Origin of the sequence: Kineosporia rhizophila (genome assembly GCF_021277265.1) — a bacterium.
GTDB classification, from domain to species: Bacteria; Actinomycetota; Actinomycetes; order Actinomycetales; family Kineosporiaceae; genus Kineosporia; species Kineosporia rhizophila.
In genome coordinates this window covers 277,540-297,267 of record NZ_JAJSOH010000005.1, presented here as the reverse complement: position 1 = coordinate 297,267, position 19,728 = coordinate 277,540, and the positions used below count along the sequence as shown (strand labels likewise).

Annotated in this window: 10 protein-coding genes; 5 read left to right on the top strand and 5 right to left on the bottom strand. The window is 65.8% G+C overall.

Annotation, left to right across the window (positions count from 1 at the left end; genetic code table 11):
* Window positions 1-8 precede the first annotated feature (8 nt).
* The 4 genes from ccsB to LWF15_RS11395 all read left to right on the top strand — a co-directional run bounded on the left by ccsB (window position 9) and on the right by LWF15_RS11395 (window position 4,309).
* Window positions 9-953, top strand: coding sequence for a c-type cytochrome biogenesis protein CcsB (gene ccsB, locus LWF15_RS11410; protein WP_232810414.1), 945 nt, complete (start codon window positions 9-11; stop codon window positions 951-953).
* A 112-nt stretch (window positions 954-1,065) separates the two neighbouring features.
* Entirely contained in the window at window positions 1,066-1,506 is a 441-nt protein-coding gene (gene lspA / locus LWF15_RS11405; protein ID WP_232810413.1) for a signal peptidase II, read from the top strand.
* Between the two features lie 38 nt (window positions 1,507-1,544).
* A complete protein-coding gene (locus LWF15_RS11400; protein ID WP_232810412.1) occupies window positions 1,545-1,937 on the top strand; it encodes an ArsR/SmtB family transcription factor in 393 nt (130 codons plus the stop codon).
* Between the two features lie 392 nt (window positions 1,938-2,329).
* A complete protein-coding gene (locus LWF15_RS11395) occupies window positions 2,330-4,309 on the top strand; it encodes a heavy metal translocating P-type ATPase (protein ID WP_269809957.1) in 1,980 nt (659 codons plus the stop codon).
* 371 nt (window positions 4,310-4,680) lie between these two features.
* On the opposite strand, the gene LWF15_RS11390 is transcribed toward LWF15_RS11395, so the two are convergent.
* A complete protein-coding gene (locus tag LWF15_RS11390) occupies window positions 4,681-5,340 on the bottom strand; it encodes a copper resistance CopC family protein (RefSeq protein WP_232810411.1) in 660 nt (219 codons plus the stop codon).
* A gap of 69 nt (window positions 5,341-5,409) precedes the next feature.
* Complete coding sequence (locus LWF15_RS11385) at window positions 5,410-5,937, bottom strand: hypothetical protein (protein ID WP_232810410.1); 528 nt, start codon at window positions 5,935-5,937, stop codon at window positions 5,410-5,412.
* Between the two features lie 860 nt (window positions 5,938-6,797).
* On the opposite strand from LWF15_RS11385, the gene LWF15_RS11380 reads away from it, so the two are divergent.
* Window positions 6,798-9,047 (top strand): SulP family inorganic anion transporter, encoded by a 2,250-nt coding sequence (locus LWF15_RS11380; RefSeq protein WP_232810409.1) that lies wholly within the window; start codon window positions 6,798-6,800, stop codon window positions 9,045-9,047.
* 368 nt (window positions 9,048-9,415) lie between these two features.
* On the opposite strand, the gene LWF15_RS38130 is transcribed toward LWF15_RS11380, so the two are convergent.
* From LWF15_RS38130 to LWF15_RS11370, 3 genes are all read right to left on the bottom strand, one after another.
* Window positions 9,416-9,583: a helix-turn-helix domain-containing protein gene (locus tag LWF15_RS38130; RefSeq protein WP_408623048.1), complete on the bottom strand. Its 168-nt coding sequence runs from the start codon at window positions 9,581-9,583 to the stop codon at window positions 9,416-9,418.
* A 99-nt stretch (window positions 9,584-9,682) separates the two neighbouring features.
* On the bottom strand, window positions 9,683-10,627 hold the full coding sequence (locus tag LWF15_RS11375) for a hypothetical protein (protein ID WP_232810408.1): 945 nt from the start codon (window positions 10,625-10,627) through the stop codon (window positions 9,683-9,685).
* A gap of 25 nt (window positions 10,628-10,652) precedes the next feature.
* Window positions 10,653-19,556 carry a DEAD/DEAH box helicase family protein gene (locus tag LWF15_RS11370; RefSeq protein ID WP_232810407.1) on the bottom strand — a complete coding sequence of 2,968 codons (8,904 nt, stop codon included), beginning with the start codon at window positions 19,554-19,556 and terminating at the stop codon, window positions 10,653-10,655.
* Window positions 19,557-19,728 lie beyond the last annotated feature (172 nt).

The following is a 19,728-nucleotide window of genomic DNA, read 5'->3' as shown; positions in this document are numbered from 1 at the left end:
GCCCACCCATGGACGCCCTCCGCACTGACATGGACGAGATCAGTTACCTTTTCATCCTTTCCGCACTCCTGGTCTTCGTTCTGGCCATGATCATTTTCGCGGTGGAAACGGCCCGCCGTAGCAGCACCCTCTCCCGCGCCAGAGCTGTGCTGGTCGTGGGCGCGGCGACCCCCTCGGACCCTGCCGAGTACCCCACCTCGGCCGGCTCGTCCCCATGGCGAGGGTCAGCCAACGCCCTTGTGAGGCTGGCCTCGATCGGGCTGGCAGTGGGCGTCGTCCTGCGCGGGCTAGCCGCAGGCCGGTTCCCGCTCGGCAACATGTACGAGTTCGCCATCTCCGGCGGCCTCGCCGTCTCGGTCGTCTTCCTGACCGTGCTGCCCAACCCGCTCCTGCGCAATGCCGGCGCCTGGGTCACTGGCCTGATCGCCTTGATGCTCGGGCTCGGCGTCACGATCCTGCACGTGCCATCGGGCGAGCTTGTGCCGGCGCTCAATTCGATCTGGCTGGTCATTCACGTCACCGCCGCCACCATCGCCGGGGGCGTCTTCACAATCGGGGCAGTGGTCTCCGGTCTGATCCTTTATAGCCGCGCCCGCACCCGCCGAACGCGACCAGACGACGTTCGTCGCACGCACGCGTCCACCATTGAGAAACTAGAACGCCTCAACCACGGGCTACATGTCTTCGCTTTCCCGATCTGGACGTTCGCCGTGATGGCCGGAGCAATCTGGGCCGAGAACGCCTGGGGCCGCTACTGGGGCTGGGATCCGAAAGAGACCTGGGCCTTCATCACCTGGGTGCTCTACGCCGCCTACCTGCACGCCGACGTCACCAAGGGCGCCTGGGCGCGCCGAGCGCCCTGGTTCGCAGTAGCCGGTTTCGCGGCCTTCGTCTTCAACTTCTTCGGCGTGAATCTGTGGATCAACGGCTTGCACTCGTATGCCGGCGTCTGAAATCCGGTAACGCAAGACGCGCGAACACCTGACACGGAAAGGACCCACGGTGCCCGTTCAGATGCCCGCCCAGCCGACCACTCGAAGAAGGGCTACCAACAGGTGGAGACTCTTGCTGGCGGGAACCGTTCTGCTCCTCGCCACAACGTCGGACCTCGTAGCGAAAGAACTCGCCGAGACCCGGCTGGCCGGCGCTCCCGTCACGCTCGGACCGCTGGAACTGCGGCTCGGGTTCAACCCGGGAGTGGCTTTCTCCCTGGGCGACGACCTCCCGTCCTGGCTCATCAAGAGCGTCACCGCCACCATGACGACGGCCCTGGTGTTGCTCCTTGCCCGCAGCTGCCGCTCCGCAGGGCCACTCGAGAGGTTGGGCCTGGCGTTGCTGTCCGGTGGCGCGCTGGGCAACCTTATCGATCGATGGGTCGACAGGCAGGTCACCGACTACTTCCATACCGGTTGGTGGCCCACGTTCAACCTGGCCGACGTGTGGATCTGCGCGGGCGTCGCGCTTCTGGTCCTCGGGTCGGTCGCTGTCGCTCCTCGCGAACCATAGCCATAGCCCAACGTTCCAATAACTGTTAGATTATTGGAGTGAGTCGAGACGAGTGCGATCTTCTGTGCCTGGACCTTCCGCACGCGGAGGCCGTCCGAGCGGCACTGCCGGTCCTTGATCGCGCCCAGGAGCGGGCCGACCAGGCCAAGGCCCTCGGAGACCCGACCCGGCTGCGCGTGGCGTCAGCCCTGGCCACCGGCGGCGAACTGTGTGTCTGCGACCTGGCCTGGGTCTGCGGTCTGGCCCAGAACCTCGTTTCCCACCACGTCCGCAACCTCCGAGCGGCCGGTGTCGCCGCCTCCCGGCGCGACGGGCGCCTGGTGATGTACCGGCTGACGCCCTCGGGCCTGGCACTACTCAAGGCCCTGTTGCCAGAGGTCGAACCGCTCCCGCAGACATCTGAGAGCGAAGACGCACAGACGGCTATGTGAACCCCGGGTTCAGGCATCACACGCCCACCGCTATCGATCAAAGAACGAGGTGACTGGTCATGGACGCCTGTTGCGGCCCTAGCGACCCGGAATCAACGGCGCGGACCCGAACGACGGCACCGCCTGAGCCTGCCGCTGAAGAGCTCGGCACCTGCGCCGACGGCTGCACCTGCTGCCACGACGGGTCCTCCAACGCGGGCGGCCTGAGTGATGATCTGCGAGCACCGGGTGGCCGGTTGCCTGTGGTGACCTCCCCGCCGCCTGTGGCGCTGTCCCTGCCGTTGCTGCAGGGTGGGGCGTCAGCGTCAGCGTCGGATGCAGATGCCTGCTGCTCTGGCGGGTCATGTACCTGCTCAGCCGAGAGCAAGGGTGCTCGTCCGGAGACCCGGACGATGGTGGATGACTGCTGCAGCTTCGACGGCGAGTTCGACGCGGAGTCCGCGCCCGAACGTCTCAGGGATGTACCGGCCCTACGATTCGCGGTGCTGTCCGGGGCACTCCTGGCCGCCGGTCTGATCATCGGCCGCTGGGTGCACAGCCCGACAGGAATCGCACTGGAAATCGCTGCTCTGGTGGCGGGTGCCTGGACGTTCGTCCCCGAGACGCTGCGCGGCCTGGTCCGCGGGCGGCTGGGAGTGGGCACCCTCATGACCATCGCCGCCGCCGGTGCCGTGGCGCTGGGCGAACTGGGCGAAGCCGCGATGCTGGCCTTCCTGTTCTCCATCGCCGAAGGCCTAGAGGGATACGCAATCACCCGCACCAGGCGCGGCCTGCGAGCCCTGCTGGACCTCGTCCCCGACGAAGCACTCGTTCTGCGAGGGGGCAGCACCGTCACGGTTCGCCCCGAGGACCTGAAGGTCTCGGATCTGCTCCTGGTACGCCCCGGAGCACGCATCGCCACCGACGGCACCGTGCGCTCCGGGCACTCCGCAGTCGACACCTCGGCCGTCACCGGCGAATCCATCCCCGTCGAGACCGGTCCCGGCGCTGAAGTCTTCGCCGGAACCATCAACGGCGGCGGCGTCCTAGAGATCGAGGTCACCGCGACCACCGCCAATAACTCCCTGGCCCGTGTCGTACACATCGTCGAAGAAGCACAAGAACGCAAGGGGTCGGCCCAACGCTTGGCCGACCGCCTCGCCAGCCCGCTCGTCCCTACGGTCATGGTGCTCTCGGCGCTGATCGCCCTGTTCGGAAGCCTGTTCGGAGATCCCTCTGTCTGGCTGGAACGTGCCCTGGTCGTCCTCGTGGCCGCGGCCCCCTGCGCACTGGCGATCTCGGTCCCAGTCGCTGTGGTTACCGCCATCGGTTCAGCCGCCCGCTTCGGCGTTCTGGTCAAGGGTGGCGCCGCCCTGGAAGCCCTGGGAAACATCCGGACCGTTGCCCTGGACAAGACCGGAACCCTCACCCGCGGCAAACCGGTCGTCATCGAGATCGTCCCCGCTGAAAACTCCACCCGCGAAGAAGTCCTCACCGTCGCCGCTGCCCTCGAAGCCCACAGCGAGCACCCACTCGCCGCAGCAGTGCTGGCAGCCGTGGACACCCCCGTCCCTGCCGCCACCAATGTCAAAGCCCAGGCAGGATCAGGGATCGAAGGCACGATCAAGGGCCAGGCGGCCCGTCTCGGACGTCCCGGCTTCATCGAGCCCGGCGCTTTGGAGATTGACGTTGCAAGACTTCAGCAGGCCGGTGCCACCGCAGTGCTGGTCGAGCGCGAGGGACGCGTCCTGGGCCTTGTCGCCGTCCGAGACGAACTGCGCCCCGAAGCACGCGAGACTGTCGAAGAATTGGGCCGACTCGGGATCGACGTGGCCATGCTGACCGGCGACAACTCCCGCACCGCCCACGCCCTCGCCGCCCAGGCCGGCATCCAGCAGGTCCACGCCGATCTGCGCCCCGAGGACAAGGCCCGCATCATCGAGGAACTCCGCGCCAGAAACCGAGGCGGAGTCGCCATGGCCGGCGACGGCATCAATGACGCCCCGGCCCTGGCCACCGCCGACGTCGGAATCGCCATGGGCGCCATGGGCGCCGATGTCGCCATCGAAACCGCCGACGTCGCCCTGATGGGCGAAGACCTACGTCACCTACCGGTTGCCCTGGCCCACGCCCGCCGCGCCCGGAAGATCATGGTGCAGAGCCTGGTGCTCTCCATGCTCATCCTGTTGATTCTGGTGCCCCTGTCAGGCCTGGGCGTGCTCGGTCTGGCCGTCGTGGTCGCCGCCCACGAACTTGCCGAAGTATTCGTCATCGGCAACGGAGTCCGAGCCGCTCGCCGTCGCAAGACGCTGGCAGCAGTAACCGGTACACCGACCCATCTAGGCAGTGAAACGACCGCAACTCGCCATGTTCGAGAGCGCATCAAAGCTTGAGAACGATTCTCGAACGATGAACGAATGGCGAATCGATCGACGGAAGGCACTACTTCGGTGGCGAACGGAACCTCCGCCTGGGGCTGGCCTTGGGTGGCAGCGATCGCTCTTGCTCATGAATCCTGGCGATCGTGATGCTGCTCTTGGACTCCCCGTCGCCCGTGGCCTGCATTTGCTCAGCCAAGAGCACGAGCGCTCGTCCGGAGGCCAGGACGATGGTGGATGGCTGCTGCAGCTTAAACGGCTAGTTCGACGCGGAGTCTGAAGCCGAAAAGCTCAGGAGCGGAGCGGGTACTCCTGTATGAGGTCTAGTGGGATAGTCCGTCCGTCGGTGTGGCGTCCGTCATGGGCCGCCACACCGACCGGGGAGTTCAGCTCTGGCTGGGCCGCTTGGGTGCAATCACGAGGATGTAGACCGCACCTGCGATGACGATCAAGGCCAGTACAACCAGCGTGATAATCAAGACCGGTGAAGTCGTACCGTCGTCGGCAGCGTCGGCTTGAGCTCCTGAGGAGCGCGCCACAGCGTCACCGGTCTCGCTGGCAACAGCCGCCTCGGGCGTTGCCATAGCCGAAGGTTGACTGGCGGTTTCGGTGGGCTCGGCCGTAGCTTCTGGTGTGTTGCCCGTGCGAGCGGTGAAGGCGAACTCGCCGGAGATGGGGTGTCCATCGGAAGACGAAACTCGCCATTTGACGGAGTAATCGCCGGCGGGCGATCCGGGTGCCACCTCCTGGGTGACCGACTTTCCCTTGAGAGTGGGCTTGCCTTCGCTGATCACTCCGTCGGGACCCTCGACCCGGACAACGGCACCCAGTTCCAGGATGTCGGCGCTGAAGTCCATGACCACGGCATCGGGCAGGGTCTGGATAGTTGCCCCGTCTTCGGGATTGGTGCCTTCCAGTTCGTCGTGCGCGAGGGCTGGGCCAGCGCCGAGGACAAGGCCGGCAACGATGAGCCCGATCACGGTGGCGGCCTTGGCACGGCGACTCACGTACGGGGAGGCGGGCTGGGCAAAACGGTAGAGCTTCACTGGCGGGGCTCCTAGGGCCTAGCGGGGCATTCGTCGGAGCGCGCGCACCAAGGGGTGTAGCGCGGTTGACTACTGGACGGATGCGGTCCGGGGCGGCCCTCTGCGCCGCACAAGGCAGCGCGAAACGTCAACGTTGGGGAGCAGTCGCTCCCGGGTGAGGATGGGCTCAGGAGCGGCAGTCGGGAGCATATACGGAATCCTGGCGAGGATTCCGCGGAAACTCAGGGCTCCGACCAGCGCCCAGACCGCGTCTTCCCCCTTGGCCAGTAGCAGCACCATGAGGGCGGTCGCCAGCGCGTGGGCAATGAACATGGCTGATGTAGGGAGCAGGTCTGCCATCGTGTGCCCGGTCATTGCTGTCTGGCAGAAATCGCTCACGCCGGTGACGGGGTTAACTCCGCCGGGGGTATGCGATTGCACGCCACCGGTGATGTGGCAACCGTCGCCCATCACTGCTGCCATGAGAATCAGGTGCAGAGCAGCCTGGGCGAGACCCATACTCAGCAATACGAAGGTTACTCCGCGCCTGTTAGCTATGGGCAGGTTCATCACCAGCATCAGGGCTGGAGCCAAGCTGAGCGCCAGTGGCCCGCTCACCCGCTCACCCGCGCTTGCGTGGGCAGCTACGGCCAGGCCGACAGCGGACAGCGCGAATACCGCTGTTCGCGTCAGCCGGATCGCTCCGCGGGCCGGATGTACAAGGGAACAGTAACCAATCGGGGGAGAAGGGCCGGTTCGGCCGGCCAGAAGCCTGGACAAGACTCGCGCAGACCTGCCCTCAGCTCTTGAACGGCTTTGACCTGTTGCCAGATACCGTCCTGCGCGGCCCGGCCCAGCGCTCCGATCGCCCGGGGCAGATCAATATCCTTCGGCACAGGCCGGTGAACATGAGGGTCCGTGCGCAGGATGATGGCCAGCGTCATCGCATCGAAGTGGTCAGACTTGTGCGCGAGATCGTGTTCCGCTCCCGATAGTGTTTTACCGTCAGTGCTTTCCGATTATTGGCTGGATCGTGCGGCAACCTAATGGCGGGTAGTTCAGCGCTTCGCGCCGCCACCGCCTCGGTGGGGAGACCGATCCAGAGATGGCGTGAATGGTGTCCTTCGAACACGGGCACAGGGAAGTGAGCCCAGGCCAAGGGGACGCCGAGACTCCTCGCCCACCCGCAGGCGAGGCCCTACCGCCCCGATTGGCCGACGGCGTGTGTCCATCTTCGTGATCAGCGTCAAGCCTGTTGCTCTACAGAAACGGGCAGACTCGTCGTTCTGGCTGTGAGTTTTCGGCGACACACTGCTTCTACTAGGGAACATAGTAGAAGCAGTGTCGGTCGTCTACTATGCAGGATCGTAGATCGGCTGCCCCAGGGGTCGCCAGCCGAAATATGGGCATGGACGCCCGCATCGCATCAATAGCCACTGCCTTTCCCAACGCGCCCGACGACGCCAGGAGAGAAGCTCATGCACGAAAAGTCCATTCCCGCAGTCCGGCTTGAACTCGATAGACGCCCTGAGACCACTAAACCCCTTGAATTAAGACGTCATTGGCGGGCTGACGTCGAGGCATCCCTGGTTGTCTTCCTGGTCGCCCTACCACTGTCGCTCGGCATCGCCGTCGCCTCGGGTGCTCCCGTGGTCGCCGGGATCATCGCCGCCGTCGTCGGCGGCATCGTCTCGGGCCTCATCGGCGGAGCGCCGTTGCAGGTCACCGGCCCGGCCGCGGGCCTGACCGCGGTCGTCGCGGGGCTGGTGGCCGAGCACGGCTGGCGGGTCACCTGCCTGATCACTGTGCTGGCCGGGATCGTCCAGATCGGCTTCGGCCTGACTCGGGTTGCCCGGGCCGCGCTGGCCATCTCCCCGGCCGTGGTGCACGGCATGCTCGCCGGGATCGGCCTGACCATCGTGGTCGGTCAGATGCATGTGCTGCTCGGTGGCAAGTCTCGCAGTGAGGCATGGGAAAGCATCATCAACCTGCCTGGCCAGTTCCTCGCCTTGGATGCGCATTCGGCGGTGCTGGGTCTGGGCACCATTGCGCTGAATTTGCTCTGGCCGCGGCTGGCGCCCAGGCTCGGGCCCTTGAGCGCGGTTCCAGCCCCGCTGGCCTCAGTGACATTCATGACTCTGGCTTCCTTGCCGATCGCGGTGGAGCGCGTCGACCTGCCCAGCAATTTGATCTCGGCTGTCGAGCTTCCTCAACTGCCCGAGCAGGCGTGGGTTTCGTTTGGCATCGGGGTGCTGACGGTAGCGCTGGTGGCCAGCGTGGAGACGCTGCTGTCGGCGGTCGCGGTGGACAAGATGCACGACGGCAAACGCGCCGACCTGGACCGCGAGCTGATCGGCCAGGGGTCCGCCAACATCCTCTCCGGCCTGGCCAGCGGGCTGCCGGTGACCGGGGTGATCGTCCGTAGCGCGACCAACGTGCGGGCCGGGGCGAAGACCAAGTGGTCGGCGATCCTGCACGCGGTCTGGGTGGCCCTGTTCTCGGTGGTGCTGGTCTCGGTGGTCCGGCAGATCCCGCTCGCGGTGCTGGCCGGCCTGCTCGTCGTGATCGGCGTCGGGCTGGTCAATCTCGGCCACCTGCGCAGCGCCCACCGGCACGGCGAGGGCGCGGTCTGGGTGGTCACGCTGGCCGGCGTGCTGCTGCTGAACCTGCTCGAGGGGGTGCTGCTGGGGGTGCTGCTGGCACTGGCCTTCGCCGCTCGCCGCTCGATCCTGGCCCACATCGAAGTGAAGGCACCGTCAGAAGATATCCCGGCGACCAGGGGTACGGGGACTTGGCACGTCAGACTGGACGGCACCCTCACGTTCGTCTCGTTGCCCAAGCTGGCACAGCGGCTGGGGTCGATCCCCGAAGGTGCCCCGGTCCGTCTCGATCTGGAGGTTGACTACCTCGACCAGGCAACCTCCGAGCACCTGCTGGACTGGGTCGAGCAGCACCGACACGCCGGCGGCACCGTGAACCTACGGGAATCGGGCGCACCTGTGCTGAGCGAGGTGATCCATGGTGGGAGGCTCCCTCAGCAGCGGGTTCTGCGTGACGGACCACCGGCAGCAGTAGCTCCTTGGAATCACGGTCGGCTAAATCTGGGCGACCAGGGTGCCTCTTCAAAGTTGCCACTACTGGACGGGATCAGCACCTTTCACGACCGTCTAGCACCTCGGCTGGGTGATGTCTTCTACGGACTGCGTTCGTACCAGTCTCCAAGCACCTTGTTCATCACCTGCTCAGACTCCCGGATTGTTCCGAACCTGATCACTCACTCCGGCCCAGGCGATCTGTTCACCGTCCGCAACGTTGGGAACCTTGTCCCCGTACCAGGTTCCGCAGCGGACGACTCCACCCTGGCCGCGGTCGAGTACGCAGTTGATGTTCTTGCCGTTTCTGCCATTGCGGTCTGCGGGCATTCCGGCTGCGGAGCGATGCGGGCCCTGCTCGAACCTTCCGGGCGCCTTGACGGTGCGCTGCCGGGCTGGCTCAATCACGCAGATGAGTCGCTCAGGGACTATCACGATCGTGGAGGCTTCGGCGATATCGACCGGCTGGCCCAGATCAACGTCATGGCCCAGCTCCGCCACCTCATGGAACACCCGCTGGTACGGCAGAAGGTGGAGCAGGGAAAACTGGAACTTGTCGGGATGTTCTTCGACATCGCCTCGGCTCAGGTACGGGTATTGGAACCCGACAGCGACAAGTTTAGCCTGCCCGGCTGAACGGGGATCAAGTGGGCCGTCGGATGCAGGAACAGAAGGGATACAGGCGGACCACTGAAATGGATGGTTGCCCTGATCGACTGCTTAGGAACGCATCCTGTCGGGGCAGATCGGGGTTGCGAGATGCTTTGATCCTGGCCGCCGTTGACGCTGCTCCTGGCCACAACGACTCAATTCAGTTGCAAGAGCGACGACCCGGGAAAGACTTCACCGTGAGCGTGATTACGCACGGCGTCTCACGAGGCTCGAGCATGCTGTTGCCAACTTCTCCGCGGGTAAAGCATTCGGCTGCGCCGAGCTTGTCCACGGCCCTTGGCTGTATCGCGTAGATCTACCGCCCCGAGTCGAGCGCGGGGCGGCTGAGTAGATCAGCGTTCTCCATGGCTGCGGGAGGTGAGCCACTCTTGTACGTCGAAGCGGTCGAATCGCAAAGTTCGTCGACCGAGTTTGAAGTGCGGGATAGTGCCGGCTTCGACGGCGTCATATACCCAGGACGGTTTGACGTTCAGCCACTTGCAGAGGTCTTCAACGGACATCAGGGCGGGGCGATCGGAGGACATCGGTACTCACTTTCAGCGACAGGTTCTGGGTCCGCGGCCGGCAGAGTGCCCTGCGTTGAGCCGCCTGACGAACGGCTAGATCTGCGGGCCAGTACGAGGCGGTGCGGCAGCGGGCGGGCGAGCCGGAGGGCTCGGGGTACCGTTGCCGGTGGACTGCTGAGGCTGAGGGGTGGGGAAGGAAACGTTCATCGAGAGGAGGCTCTGCAAGGACGCCATCTCGGGCTGGCCGTTCGAGACTTGCCGAGCGGGCTGGCGGGATTCGACGGGATCCGGATCCTTGGTGCCCTGGCCGTTGTCTGGCTGTTCTGCCGCAGGTGCTGAGGGGGATTCACTCGTACCGGGCGCCGAGGGGTCATGAGCTTCCCCGGCCGGCACAGCCTGCTGCGGGGCGGGCGTGGCCGGTTGAGCTTGGGTGGCCGTGTGCCTGGCCGGTTCCGGCGGATCCTGCGAAACCCGGATACCCGGAGCGGAGGCGTGCGTGGCCGATGCTGCCTCGGTGGGTGCTGGCGTGGCGAGTTTCTGGAGGGTGTCGGCGATGCGTGCGGCGGTGCTGGCGATCTGCGTGAGGTAGTCCGCGAGGCGCTCCAGCCAGGGCACGCTGTAGCCGGCGGCCTGCCTGACCGGTTTGCTCTCGGCGAGTCGTACCATGGCCCAGTCCCGGAATTCGCTGAGTTTGTTGGTGAACTTGCGCCATGCGCCCGACAGCAGGGGGTCGCGGTCAGGCGCCGCCTGCTGCCCCTGCGCCTGGGTGATCTGCTCGACCTGTGTCATGACGCGGTCGAGTTGCCCGACCAGGTGGTCGATGCTGTCGCGGAGGAGTTCCCGGTCTTCCTTCAGCGCGTCGATCATCTGGGTGAGGTGTTCGAGGTGCTGAGGCCAGTCCGTGGGCGGGCTGTCGGGGTCGGGCGCGTAAGGACTGGGCGGGATCGTGGTTTCCTGCTGAGAGACAGCGTGGTTCAGCTCGGTGAGTTGCTGCTGCGCGTCGTTCGGGGTGATGTGGGGAGACATCATTCTGGTCACGAAGCTGTTCCTTCCGAGTAGTCGGCTACCGGTGGGTGGCTACTGGACGTGGTGGGGCGAGGGGCGTGGTTGGCGGGGGCGGCCGTTCACTGCTGCTGGCGGTTGTCCGTGCGGTCGCAGCCGTCGTTGGCCAGGTGGCTGGCGTTTCCTCAGGATGGGACCTCGCCGGCTGTGTGCGAGATGTGGCTGGAGTGATCACGTCGAGGCAGAGAACCCCTATGGATGAGGGGTTTTGGACGAGATGAAGGCGTGTCTCGCCACCATCAGGACTCTGGAAGGACAGCCCGAAGAACGTGGGGAACTGTGTGGAGTCCTGCTGCGGGGCGTATGCGACGGCCTGGAGCTGTCCGGGTTGGCTCTCGGCGGGTATCCGGGCTACGAACGATTGAAGGGCCTGTGCGGCCTGCAGCGGGATCGGCTGGTCCGCCTGGACCCAGGTCAGCGTGTTGAGGCGCTGGGAGACCTGCGTGAGGAGTTCGGAGTGTCCGATCTGGGATCCGTTGGCCTGAGCCTCAGATCGGAGTCGTTCGAGTGTCCCCGGATCCCAGGTCCTTTGCTGGGCAGGGTTTCGCCGGGGCGCTTCCGCCGGCTGGCTGGGAACGCGCTCCAGATTGATGGTGAGGATCGAGTCGCTGGTGTGCAGCAGGTGCAGGCGGGTGTTGCGGCCTTCGCTGTTCGTGAAGTTCAGGCCGTAGGTGCGGAAGCGCTCGTCGGCGGTGGTGAAGGGCTCGCCGATGCCAATGTGTGTGAGGGAGCCGGGAAGCTGGGGTGCGGGTATACCGGAAAGGACAACGTCGATCGCTTGTCTCGCGGCGGTCGGGATCGGGGCGTCTGCGCGGGTCCAGGTCAGCGCGTCGATCTGCCGGCTCAGGAGATCACGGGCTCCCTCGTCGTTGACCGAGGTCGACCCGGATCGCAGGGCCGCGACGGCCTGGTCGGTGATCATCCGTTTACTGGGGTTGGTCTCTCCCGATCTCGGAGAGCTGCCTGGCCGACTGGCCTGTGTGGGCTGATCGGCCGCAGCACCGGAGGATGGCGCTGTCGGAGCGGCCGGGCGTCGAGACGCCGGCTCATCGGGATGCAGGTGGGGGCCCTGATCAGCAGCAGAACCAGGCTGAGCACCTGCCGGAATGGCTGAGGGAGCCACCTGCGGGTTCGCGGTTGCCGGAGAGGGGCGTCTGGCCGGTGGCGGGGGGCTAGGAATCGGCTGGGGCGCGACGGTGGCCGCCTGCCAGGACTCGGGCAGTTGGCCGGGGGCTCGGTCTGCCTCGATCATGCTGGCGGCCCGGCGGGCGTACGACCGGATCGTTGCCAGCGTGTCAGGGTCCTCAGGGTGTTCGGCTCCCCAGGATCGAGAGAGCCAGGCCCAGGCGGCCGGGACGTCGGATAGCCCTACGGCTTGGTCCAGGTACTCGGCGATGGGGACCGCCAGGCGCTGGTCGCGGAAGAAAAGTGCTGCTTCCGTGCGGAGGTCATGAAGCGCTGTCTCCGTTGCTCCAGAGACCGGGAACATGGCCTGCTCGTGTGCCTGGAACTCCACCTCCATAAGTTCCAGACGGCGCCCGTGCGCTGCGACGTCGGTCCGATTACCATCGTTCTGCGCCCTGTGGAGCGCTGTTTCGGTGGCCTGGCGGTCGTTATAGATCTCCTGCCATGCCCGGTGAGCCAGAGAGGGTGCCTCCGAGGGGTTCGGGGCGGTCTCGGCCGAGCCCCTCGGCTCGTGCGAGGACGGCCGGCGGGGAGCCTTGGAGGTTACGTTCCTTGGAGGTCGTTCATCCGTTGCTGGCGGTGCCGAACCCGTAGGGCTTGTGGGTGCTGCGGTCAGCGCTGTCTGGGCCATGGCGATCGCTTCACGAAGGCCAACCTGGGGCAGAAGGGTGAGGGTCTCGGTCCAGGTTCGTGTTTTGAACGCTTCTAGCGTGCGCTGCCAGCCAGGGTCGGTGGGGACTTCCGGGGCGAACTGCATGCTGCGCAGCAGGTTGTACCGGGCTTCGCTGGGCTGCCGAGCGTAGGCGCCGTAAGTATCCAAGAAGTCCGAGTTAGTCGCCCGTGAGGGATCGGCGATCGCCGGAACCCCTGGATGCGGGTCCTCCGAGGGAACGATGCCCTGGTCCCGGAGGTGCTCGGCCAGATCGTGCAGATGCTGGCCGAACTGGACGGCTCTGAGGTGGAAGTCTTCCTGCGCCGCGCCTGGACCCCCTTTGGCTGCCTCGGTTGTCCGCTTGATGATGAGTGCGTACTGGTGGTTCTCGATCTGTTCCAGGGTTTGGGTCATGGCGCGCTGCCACTCGTGCGCGGGGACGTCTACCTGGGTTTGGCGCTGTCGTAGATGCTCGACTTCGCTGGTGAGGTGCCTGCCGACATGGTCGAGCGCGAGTGGGGCTACCCGGTCCCACAGTCTCTCGTCTGAGCCGTCGTCGTAGGTTCCCTCGCGGTCAGCGGCGGTGACGCCGTCGTCGAGCTTGGCGATTCCTGGTGGGCGCCGTTCCGGGCGGGCGCTGTAGCCGGCGCCGAAGACCATGACGCCGTCGCGCCATGCCTTCGCGTAGATCTTGGCGTCTGCGACGAGCGCCTCGTGATAGGCAGCCAGTTTGGGCCAGCCTCGGGTGCGGGCTTCTTCTGCTCGCAGGGCGAAGAGAGCCGCCGCGCTGTCGCACTTGGTCGCGTTCTCCTCGTCCGGAACGTACGGGCGGTCATTGATGAGGTCTTTGGTCGCCTGGTAGGTCGGCATGCGCTGAACATCGTTCTGGCGGAAGTAGGTTTTGAGGGCTTCGCGGTGCTCGTCGGTCAGTCGCTCGTACTCGTGATCGCGGGGGCGTCCTTCCTCGTTGAGCAGTCGCGCGAGTTCTTGGACGCTGCGAACAGGGCGTTCGGGCTCGGCTGCGGCCCGCAGTTGTTCGCGCTGTAGGCCGGCGATCCGGTCCTGCATGCGGGTCAAGAAGGCCAGTTGTTTCGATCTGTCAGGGGTGTTCGGTCCGGCGTCGAGGGCGGCCTTCTGCCGATCGAGGGAGTAGCGGGCGCGTTCGGGATCGTGAACTTCAATGCCGCCGTCGAATGGCTCGTAGCCAGCCGACTGGACGTCGGATCCGGCCAGCAGGTACGCGGCAACGACTTGGTCGAAGTTGGCCGCCTTGGACTGCACTCTCGTGGGCGTCCAGGGCCCCTCGTAGGCGCCGGCCGGTTCCGGCATCCGAGCCATGCCGGGTGATGGAGCCGCCGATGTGGCGTCTGCCTCTGCGGGGCGAGTCCCTTGGTCGTCGAGGGAGAAGAGAGTGTCGCTAGCGGCAGCAGCCGTCGTCTCGTCCTCCGCGTCGAGGTGCGGCCCCGGGGCGGGATCCTGCGCGGGCGAGCTATCGTCGGCTCCCGGGTCCGGCGAGGCCGGGTCAGGGTCCTGGTCGGGTTCGTCATCGCGGTTCGAGAGGAACAGCTCCAGGCTGAATCTCCCGTCAGACGTGTGGTTGACGGGGTCGCGGACCGCGTCGGCGATTGCGTTGCGATTGAACGGATGAAGCTCGTCCTGGAGCTGCTCATGGTCGAAGACCGTTGCCCCGTGGGCGTGATACGCCTGCAGCTGTCCGCGGGAGACCTCCCCGAAGACGTCATCCATGATCACGTCGGTGCTGTCAGGCGCCGCCGGCGCGTCAGGCTCGGAGAGCGCTGCTTGTTCCGGCGTGATGGGGTTGCTCTGGTCTCGGTCTTCTGGCTTGGCGGCAGGTTCCGTGGTGGTGGGAACGGGTGGATCGGGGGCGGCAGGGTCGTGGGGTGCGGTGGGTTCTGGGGCGTGCGTGGGCTCTTCGGGCGGTTCTGTCGCGGGGGTGGTGTTGCCTGGGGCTTGTGTCGTCTCGGGTTCGTCCGCTGAGGTGAATTGCAGTGCGAAGGAATTCGGGGTGCTTCCGATGTTCTCTTCTGCTTCTTCGCTTTCCGGTTGTTGGTCGCGTGCAGCTGCCGCGCTCTGGCGGTGTTCGGTCGTGATGCGCCCGTATTCCGCTCGTAGGGCTTCTTTGTCGAGCGGCTCGCCGGCCTCGTTGGTGGTGCGGTCCTCGTTGAGGATCGTGTCGACGAGTTCCTTGCGCTCACGAATACTGCGGAGGGCGGCTGCATTGCGGAAGGGCTTGGTGCGCGTGTCTTCGGCCCGTTGGATCTCGTCGTTGAGCATGTCGATGTCGCGGGTGCTGCGCTGGACGCGGTCGTCGATGCTCCGGGCACGAGACTCCAGCCGCGTGATGAGGCCGAGTTTGTTCTGGTGGATGTCCGGAAGAAGTACCTCGACCGCGTCGATCGGCAGGGGAGCATCGTTGAGGGAAAGCCGCAGTATGACGGCTTTTCCGCCCTTCTTGGCCGTCGTGGTGCTGGCGTTGATGTTAAACCCGGCGAGGATGGCGATGGTCCCCATGCGCCGTTCCTGGATGCCGAAGTGCCCGGACTCGAAGAGCGCCTGAAGCCGTTTGCCCAGGACTTCGGATGCGTCCTTGCGGCTGGTGAGGGTGGTGCCGAAGTCACGGTCGCTGCTCGTCGTCACGCGCATGCTGAAGGCGTCGCCGGAGGTGTCGACGCGCTGTTGCTGGGCGAGGGTGAGGAGTTCGATGCTGGATTCGGTGCGGCGCAGTCGGCTGCGGTACATCTCTGCTGTGGAGTCTGCGTGGGCTCGCTGGCGGGACCAGGCTCGGTGGGCTCGTTCGAGCTTGCGCAGGTCTGCGTCGAGGGTGCGCTGATCCATGACGAGCGGGTCGCCGGATGCCATGCCGACGAGCGTGTCAAAATCGGTCAGCGGGTCTGAGTCGTCCTCGAATTCGATGCCTTTCATGCTGTAGTCGCCGTGGGCGATGGCGTTCAGGCCGCGCTGCTTGTAGGCGGTCATGTCCCAGGTCTTCTCGTCGTGAGTGCGCTGGGTGAGGTAGACGTGGATCTCGATCTCGGGGTTTTGGTTGCCGCGGCGAAGGATCCGGCCTTCGCGTTGTTCGATGTCGGCCGGCTTCCAGGATCCGTCGGCGTGGTGCAGGGCAATGAGCCGGTTCTGGACGTTGGTCCCGGTCCCCAAGGCGCCGGTGGATCCCATCAAGACGGAGATCTGGCCGTTGCGGGCGCGCTCGAACAGTTCAGCTCGGCGCTCAGGTCCCTTGTAGTCCTGAATCCACTCGATCTGGCCAGCGGGCACCCCGCGATCGGCGAGCTGCTGCTTCAGCTCGGCGTACCCGGACCACTCGCCGGTCTTCTTGGGGGTGCCGGAGTCCATCATGACCATCTGGAGGGCACCAGGGATTGGAGACCAGTCTGCGGTGTCGTCCTCAGCTTTGACCCGGTAGCGGGTGTCTTTCATCCGCTGGTAGATGGCGGTGATCTCGTCAGCCATCCGTTCCAGCTTGGGTGAGGTCAGGCTGGAGTCGTCGCGGTCCAGGCCGGCCCAGCTCAGGCCACGCTCGGAGACCATGCGGGGCGAGATTGCGTTGGCCCGGCCGTCGCCGATGATGGCGACGTCGTTGTCGGCGCCCTTCGCCATGCGGTCACGGCCCCGGGGCATGTTCTGGAAGCGACGCAGGAAGGATGCCAGGACCAGTTCTTGCCCCTCGCTGGGCTGGACCACGTGGTGGTTGCGTGATCCGCCTTTGAGCTGAGGGCGGGGGAGATTGAGCATGTCGGCGGTCTTGGTGTCGGTGAAGGTGCGCCAGATCCGCAGGCCGTCGCCGAGAGCTTCGCTGAAGCCCCGCATGCGGACCTTGGATGTGTAGCCCGACGCGGCGGTGTTGACCTCCAGCTTGGCCGAGGCGCGGGCGAATGTCGCGGCCCACTCGTCGAACGTGGCCACACCGTGCTCGTCGAGTAGGTCGGGGCGCAGGAACCGGGTGAACGTGTACATCTCGGCCAGGCTGTTGCTGATCGGGGTGCCGGTGGCAAAGGCTGCGATCCGCGGGTTGGCCTGCCCGGCCTTGATCGAGCGCAGGTACTCCAGTTTCATGTGCATGTCTTGCGCTCGCCCCGAACCTTCGGGCGATGAAACTGCCTGCGAGGTGGTGAAGAAGGACAGGTTTTTGTAGACGTGTGCTTCGTCTGTCATGACGTAGTCGAAGCCGAGACGGGCGAAGTTGATCCCGTCGTCGTCCTTGCGCCGTTCGATCTGGTCGGCGATGGTCTCCTGGGCCTGGGCGAGGTCACGCTCGATCTGCTTGATGGTGCGCTCGTCCTGGCCGTCGGCGAGGGCGGCCTGTTTCTGCTTCTCCAGGAACTCGATCTCCCGGGAGAGGTACTCGACCGCCCAGGCCTCGTCCACGGGAATCGACTCGAAGGACTCATGGGTCATCAGCACCAGGTCCCAGTCCGATGCCGTAGCGCGAGCTGCGAAGGCCTGGCGGCCGTTCTTGGTCAGAGACTCGCTGTCCGCGGCCAGCACCCGGGCACCGGGATACAGCTCACGGATCTCACGAATCCACTGACCCATCAAAGGGTTCGGGACAGCAAGCACCGGCTTGTTGACCAGGCCGAGCCGTTTGAGTTCCATGGCTGTGGCGGCCAGCGTGAAGGTCTTCCCGGCGCCCACCACGTGGTCGAACAGCACCGACGGCTCGCCGAGGGCGCGGCTGACGGCTGCGTTCTGGTGCGGGAGCAGAGTGATGTGCGGGGTCATGCCCGGCAGCGACCGCGCCGGGGCGTCGTCGTAGCTGCGGGGCACCAGCGAACGAAAACGGTCGGTGTACTGAGCGCAGATCTCCGTGGCGATGTCGGAGTTGGACCAGACCCAGTCGACGAACTCGTCGACGATCTCGGCTGCTTTGTCGGTCGCTGCTGCGGAGGCTTCCTCGTCCACCCAGGAGGAGCCGTCCGTCTCCCGGCGGACGATCTTGATCACGTGGTGCTGGTTCTTGAGAATGCGCTCCAGGAGGGCGTAGAAGGAGCGATCGTCTGTGCCCCAGGTCTGATGTTCCAGCACGTGTGAGCGACCGTTACCGCTCTTGGGGGTCTGTACCTGCCAGGTGCGGCCATCGAAACGTACGCGCATCTGGTTGTCTTCGCTGGCCATCAAGCGGCGCCCGAAGCGCTCGACCAGCTCCGTTGAGATCCACGAGGCACCCAGCGTCAGCGGAACATCCGCAATGGTGGCTGTCGGAGGCAGGACGGCCGTCAGTGCCTCGACATTGACGGCGAAGGCAGGATCCGTCTCCAGAGCTTCCTGGGCCTCCCACAGTTTGACCCGGACGTTCCCGGACAGGTACTCCGCGCGAGGCATATTCGTTCCGTCAGGGCTGAGGAAGATGTGACCGGCGAGCTGCTGGCGAGCCTCGTCCACCGGCAACTGCATGATCCGGGCGAGAGTCTCCACGGACGGGTCTTCACCGCGTTCTGCGGCCAGAGCGATCGCGGCCAACGGGTCGCCGGCGTGCTCGGCCACGACCCGATCGCGGTCAATCTGGCGGGTGGTGAAGATGTCGGCCGGCACAGCGGTATTGGTGGCGGGGTCGTAGGTCTTTTCCAGCGCCAGGACGTAGACACTGCCCTCGTCGGTCCGGAACCCTCCCAGACCCGGTCGCCGCCGTGTCGGCTGTCCTCCGGCTTTGCGGGGCGCCGACAGGGTGTAGCGCGTGATCGGCCCGTACTCGTTCACGTAGCCTTCGTAGGCGAGCTTCAGCGCCGCACGGGTGGCCTGGATGCCGTAGTCGTCGTCTCCGTTCTCGCTCTCCTGGTCCAGAAGCGAGGTAACCAGGTCCCGCATGACCAGGAGCTGGCGCAGCTCGGGAGCCTGCTTCGGTGGCACCGGCAGCTCGACGTCGAAGCCGTTACTGATCTGCGAGAAGACCAGCTTGGTGTGGCTCTGCCCATCGTCGCCGATGAAGGTGCTTTCACCGGCGAACTCGATCCGTCCCTCGCGGGTATTGCCCGAAGCCCGCTTGCTGCGTACCAGCACCGCTTCTGCGCCGAGGCTCCCAGCTTCACCCACATCGGGGCCCGGGCCGCTTCCGATGCCGGGCTCGATTCGCTGGGCCGGTTCGGCCCAGACCCTGCCCGATGAGCGGGCAGCATCCGTAATGGTGGACAGGTGGGATCGCAGTCCGATGGTGAAGGCCGGGCCGATGGGCATGTCCGCAAGCGGGGCCACGCGGATCCCGGCATACCCGCCGTCCCGGATCTCTCCCAGGACATGGTCGGGATGCTCCCGGAAGTAGTTGTTGATGTTGTACTGCTCCGGGGGTGACTCGCCACGGGTGATCCCCAGCACCGGGCTGCCGTCCGGGTGTTCGGCAGGGCTCGCGTAGAGCCAGATGGCGTCGGCGGGGGCCTCGTCGGGCAAGCGCTTACGCAGCAGGAGAATGTCGGTCACGACATCGGTGCCGGCGACCGCTCGGTGCGCACTGCCGGGCAGGCGCAGTGCGCCCAACAGGTCGGCCTCTTGGAAGAGCCGTTCCCGCCAGCTGCTGGACGCGGCATCCAGAGTCCAGGACGACGTCACCACAGCGGCAATGCCGCCTGGGCGGGTGAACGCCATGGCCTTGGCGATGAAGTGATTGTGGATCGAGTCCTGACGGCCGGGATTGAACTGAGGATCCCGCAGGGCGAAGCTGCCGAAGGGGACGTTGCCTACGAAGCCGTCGAAGACGTCTGTCCGGAAGGGTGAGCGGGCGAAAGACTCGTGATAGATGTCGGCCTGCGGGTAGAGATGCTTGCTGATGGCCGCGGTGATGGGCTCGACCTCGACGCCCGTCATCGAGATGCCTTCGGGTGCTCTGCCAATGAAGTTGCCCACCCCGGAGCCGGGCTCCAGGACATCGCCCTCGGTCAGGCCGAGGTCGGTGACGGCCTGCCACATGGCCTCGACAATGGCCGCGCCGGTGTAGTGGGCGTTGAGGGTGTTTTTGCGGGCTGCGCGGTACTCGACCGGAGACAGCAGTCGCTGCAGTTCGGAGCGTTGCTGGGCGTACCGCTGGTCTGTTTCGTCGAACACCTTCGGGAGGGCGCCCCAGCCTGACCAGCGGGCCAGTATCTTCTGCTCCGGAGCGAGGGCTCGGCGTCCTTCAGCCTGGATCGTACGAAGAGTTTGCAACGCCTCCAGGTTGGCTTCGACCTTGTCGCCTTCGCGGCTGGGCGGCAGGTCCTGACCCGGGGGCGGCTGGAAG

What these genes read in the sequence shown, in the direction of transcription:
- LWF15_RS11380 (WP_232810409.1), top strand. Translation starts at nt 6,798, where the DNA reads ATGCACGAAAAGTCCATTCCCGCAGTCCGGCTTGAACTCGATAGACGC.
- ccsB (WP_232810414.1), top strand. Translation starts at nt 9, where the DNA reads ATGGACGCCCTCCGCACTGACATGGACGAGATCAGTTACCTTTTCATC.
- LWF15_RS11395 (WP_269809957.1), top strand. Translation starts at nt 2,330, where the DNA reads ATGGTGGATGACTGCTGCAGCTTCGACGGCGAGTTCGACGCGGAGTCC.
- LWF15_RS38130 (WP_408623048.1), bottom strand. Translation starts at nt 9,583, where the DNA reads ATGTCCGTTGAAGACCTCTGCAAGTGGCTGAACGTCAAACCGTCCTGG.